The 4507-nt window shown below is 67.7% G+C and carries 5 protein-coding genes; 1 reads left to right on the top strand and 4 read right to left on the bottom strand.

Features of this window, described 5'->3' with window-relative positions; translation table 11 throughout:
• Both ACWDU1_RS29950 and ACWDU1_RS29945 read right to left on the bottom strand, forming a co-directional pair.
• Positions 1-1116: bifunctional 3,4-dihydroxy-2-butanone-4-phosphate synthase/GTP cyclohydrolase II (locus tag ACWDU1_RS29950; protein ID WP_450003603.1), on the bottom strand; the 1116-nt coding region annotated here is incomplete at its 3' end.
• A gap of 103 nt (positions 1117-1219) precedes the next feature.
• Positions 1220-1840: a riboflavin synthase gene (locus tag ACWDU1_RS29945; RefSeq protein WP_450003601.1), complete on the bottom strand. Its 621-nt coding sequence runs from the start codon at positions 1838-1840 to the stop codon at positions 1220-1222.
• Between the two features lie 648 nt (positions 1841-2488).
• Here ACWDU1_RS29945 and ACWDU1_RS29940 point away from each other — a divergent pair.
• Entirely contained in the window at positions 2489-2950 is a 462-nt protein-coding gene (locus ACWDU1_RS29940; RefSeq protein ID WP_450003599.1) for a hypothetical protein, read from the top strand.
• A gap of 34 nt (positions 2951-2984) precedes the next feature.
• Here ACWDU1_RS29940 and rpe read toward each other — a convergent pair whose 3' ends face one another.
• Together rpe and ACWDU1_RS29930 are read right to left on the bottom strand one after the other, a co-directional pair.
• Entirely contained in the window at positions 2985-3656 is a 672-nt protein-coding gene (gene rpe, locus ACWDU1_RS29935; protein WP_450003604.1) for a ribulose-phosphate 3-epimerase, read from the bottom strand.
• Between the two features lie 186 nt (positions 3657-3842).
• Positions 3843-4358, bottom strand: coding sequence for a nitroreductase/quinone reductase family protein (locus tag ACWDU1_RS29930; RefSeq protein ID WP_450003597.1), 516 nt, complete (start codon positions 4356-4358; stop codon positions 3843-3845).
• Positions 4359-4507: the final 149 nt, after the last annotated feature.

Raw genomic sequence — 4507 nt, 5'->3', positions numbered from 1 at the left:
GATCCGCAGGCCGTATCCGTCCAGGCCTACCCGTTTGGCCGGGTTGTTGGTGAGCAGCCGCATCGACCGGATACCCAGATCGACCAGGATCTGGGCGCCGGTGCCGTAGTCGCGCGCATCGGCCGGGAGCCCGAGTTCGATATTCGCGTCCACCGTGTCGTGCCCGGAATCCTGCAGCTGATAGGCCTGCAGTTTGTGCATCAGGCCGATACCGCGGCCCTCGTGGCCGCGCATGTACAGGACCACGCCGCGGCCTTCGGCGGCCACCATCTCCAGGGCGGCGTCCAGCTGCGGCCCGCAGTCGCAGCGCAGCGAGCCGAACACATCACCGGTCAGGCATTCGGAATGCACCCGGACCAGCACGTCCTCGCCCGCACCGAGGTCCCCGCGGACCAGCGCGACATGTTCCACATCGTCGTAGATGCTCTGGTATCCGACGGCGGTGAACTCACCGTGCAGGGTCGGGATCCGCGCCTGCGCGACCCGGACCACATGCTTTTCGTGCTTGCGCCGCCAGGCGATCATCTCCGCGATCGAGATCAGCGCCAGTTCGTGCTCGTCGGCGAAGACCCGCAGTTCGTCGGTACGGGCCATATGCCCGTCGTCCTTCTGGCTGACGATCTCGCAGATCACACCCGCCGGGCGCAACCCGGCCATCCGGGCCAGGTCCACGGCGGCCTCGGTATGTCCGGGACGGCGCAGGACACCGCCGTCCTTGGCCCGCAGCGGCACCACATGCCCGGGGCGGGTGAAATCGTTCGGTTTGGCGTCGCCGTCGGCGAGCAGCCGGATGGTGGTGGCGCGGTCGGCCCCGGAGATACCGGTGGTGACGCCTTCCCTGGCGTCCACCGACACGGTGTAGGCCGTGCCGTGCTTGTCCTGGTTCACCGCGTACATCGGCGGCAATCCCAGGCGGTCGCAGTCGTCACCGGTGAGCGGTACGCAGATGTAGCCGGACGTGTAGCGGATCATGAACGCCACGAGTTCGGGAGTGGCCTTCTCGGCGGCGAAGATGAGGTCGCCCTCGTTCTCCCTATCCTCGTCGTCGACCACGACGACCGGTTTACCGGCCGCGATATCGGCGACGGCGCGCTCGATGCTGTCGAACCTGGTCACGTCTGCAATGCTCCATCTCGATTGGTCCCGATCACACTACTGTGTCCCACCAGGCGGTCCGGTCGCGGCCGGAGGTATCCGGCCGCCGCCGCGAGGCGCGGTGTCAGCCGCGCTGCTGCAGCCGTTCGACGTACTTCGCGATCACATCGACCTCGAGGTTGACGACCGCGCCGGGCGTGGAGGCGCCGAGGTCGGTCAGACTCAGGGTGGTCGGAATCAGCGAGATCTCGAACCAGTCGCGGGCGCCGTCGGCGGCCGCGGTCTCGGAGCGGCCCAGCGCCGAGACCGTGAGCGAGACGCCGTTCACGGTGATGGAACCCTTCTCCACCACATACCTGGCGATCGCGTCGGGCAGCGTGATCCGGATGACCTCCCAGTTGCTCGCCGGGGTCCGGCTCACGATGGTGCCGGTGCCGTCGACATGCCCCTGCACGATATGGCCGCCCAGCCGGCTGTTCACGGCGGCGGCGCGTTCCAGATTGACGCGGTCACCGGGGCCCAGGCCGCCGATACTGCTTCGCCGCAGGGTCTCACCCATCACATCGACGGTGAACACATCGTCGAGCACATCGACGACGGTGAGACAGACACCGTTGACCGCGATCGAATCGCCGTGCCCGGCATCGGAGGTCACCAGTTTGCCGCGAATACTCAGCCGCGCGGCGTCGGTGAGTTGTTCGCAGGCGACGATTTCGCCCAATTCCTCGACGATGCCTGTGAACATGCCTTCTCCCGTTTCCAGATCGATGTCCCGCATACGGAACGGCGGGAGTGGTCTCCGATATTCCCGGTTCGCCGTCCACGACCAGCCTAGTGGGCGGGTACGGACGGGGCGCCGGTCGCCGGAACGGGACGGACGCCCGATCATCGATTCCGGAAATTTTCCGATCGAGAGATATGGGTCACTGTTCGTCGGACTAGACCTGTCATCCGTGCGACAGGCGGAAACGTCCCGGAAACAGAACTCGAAACATTCGCCTATCCCCTACCGATACATCATCGAAACCCGAAATGTTTCTCGATTTGCACGCTCACACCGGCCAACGCAATATTGTGAGGTGACCGGCCGACCGCGAACCCGACCGTTGCGCGGCAGAGCCGGGTACAACGCTCCACCGATGACGGCAACCGCCGCGGAAAACCGTGTGCCACAAGCCTTCACCCGTACAACCGGATACAACCACGACGCCTCGGGCAGATCGTCCCCGGCGGCGGGCCGGCGCTCCGGTGCCCTCGGCCCCGCGACAGTGTTGTCCGGGCATCGGATCCCTCGCACCGCCGCGCCGGAGCCGATCCGGGCGACCGGCCGCCCCACCCGCCGGCCGCCCCGCCCTGTCCCGGCACGTCCACCACTCGAGGAAGCCGTCCCGCTATGACCACATTCACCGAATCACCCCTGGAACGGCACTGCCGGCGGTACCGGGAGAAAGATCTGCTGCCCGCTGTGGTCGACCCGGGGTCGCAACGGATCCTGCTACGCGTCGGCGCGACCTACGGCGCGGTGACCATGCCCACCGAACTCGGCGAGCGAGTCCTGCAGGGTCTACGAGCGGCCGGTATCGCCGGACCCGTCTTCGCCCACCCGCGCGCCCGGCGCTGGACATTCCTCACCGGACCCACCCGCCACGACGAATTCACCGTCACCGCGGCCGCCGAACTCTTCCGGCTCTACACCACGGTCGCGGGAACCGGCAGCCAGGTCGTGCTGCCCTCGGCCGAGGACGAACGCAGCGGTTACCGGGTCTGGGTGGCCGGGCCCGAAGCACTCGGCACCCGGCCACCCCAGCACACGGTGATCGAGGCCGCGCGGGCCAGCGGACGCGTCCTCCGCTGACGCGTCCGCCCGGACGGCTCCGGTGGCGTCCGCCTCAGCGAGCCACCGGGTGCGCCGACCGCGCTTCGGCGGCCCGCGTCCGCAGCTTCTCCACGGTCGCGCCCGGGTCCTCGGTGTTGTAGACGGCGGACCCGGCCACGAAACAGTCGATACCCGCCCGCGCCGCCTGCTCGATGGTGTCCGCGTTGATCCCGCCGTCGATCTCCACCACCAGGCGCAGCTCTCCCGCGTCGACCAGCCGGCGGACCGCCTTCGCCTTCTCCAGCACCTCCGGGATGAAGGATTGCCCGCCGAAGCCGGGCTCCACGCTCATCACCAGGAGGGTGTCGAAATCGCGCAGGATCTCCAGGTACGGCTCGATCGGAGTGTTCGGCTTCACCGACAACCCCGCTTTCGCGCCCGCGGCCCGGATATCCCGTGCCACCGCCACCGGGTCGTCGGTCGCCTCGGCGTGAAAGGTCACGTTGTAGGCGCCCGCTTCCGCGTACGGCGGCGCCCACCGGGCCGGATCCTCGATCATCAGATGGCAGTCCAGCGGAATATCGGTGGCCTTCAGCAGGCTCTCCACCACCGGCAGGCCGAGCGTCAGATTCGGGACGAAATGCGCGTCCATCACGTCGACATGTAGCCAATCCGCCCCCGCCACGGCATCGGCCTCCTCGGCCAGCCGCGCGAAATCGGCGGAAAGAATCGACGGCGCGATCATCGGAACGCCGGGACGGGTGAACGAGGGCTCGGACGCAGTCACACGGGGAGTTTATTGACGCCGCTTCCGGCCGCGCGGGGGCGGGGCCCCGTTCGGCCTGCGGCGCACCCGGTCATCCGGTCGCGGCGGACCCGCGATCCGGTGCGCGCCGCCGCGCGCACCGGGTCCGCGACGTTTCCGGACCGTTCAGACCTCGGCGTCGAGGGTCAGTACGACCAGCGGTACGGGCCGGTCGACCTTGGACTGGAAGTCCGCCAGCAGAGGATTCTCGGCCCGCACCCAGGCCGCGAACTCGTCGTAGTCCGCCCCCTCGAGCACTCGGCCGGTGGCGTGGTAGGTCTTGTCCCGGAGTTCGACGGTGATCCGCGGATTCGCCTTGATGTTGTACCACCAGGCCGGGTACTTGTCCTCGATGAACGAGCTCACGTACATGGTGTCGCCGCGGTACAGAGGTCCCAGCGGAGTCGTATGCGGCTTACCGCTGCGGGCGCCCGTGGTGGTGAGCAGAATGAGATCGCCACCCGCGTAGGGCCCGCCCACCTTGCCCGAATTCTCCCGGAACTCCTTGATCACATCGTCGTTCCACCCGGCGATGCCGCCTTCTTCCTGGTCCCAGTCCTGGTTCCATGGCGCGTCCGGATCGTCGTAGTCGGTGATTTCGACCCGATCCGGCTGCCCCGCAGTCATTTCTGTTTCGCTCATGATCCAAGCATCCCCCCCATTCCGGCCACCTTCTGTCCTGAATTGGCCAGTGATCCGCGCCGAGTTCAGCGACTCTGGTGTCCTCCCGATTGAGCGTCGAAGAACGACGGGCCCACCTTATCGAGGCCGCGATCGGCCTTGCCGAGAAG

It is taken from the genome of Nocardia sp. NPDC003345, assembly GCF_053589395.1.
Note: the sequence above shows the minus strand (reverse complement) of the source record. Positions and strands in the feature narration are given on the sequence as shown.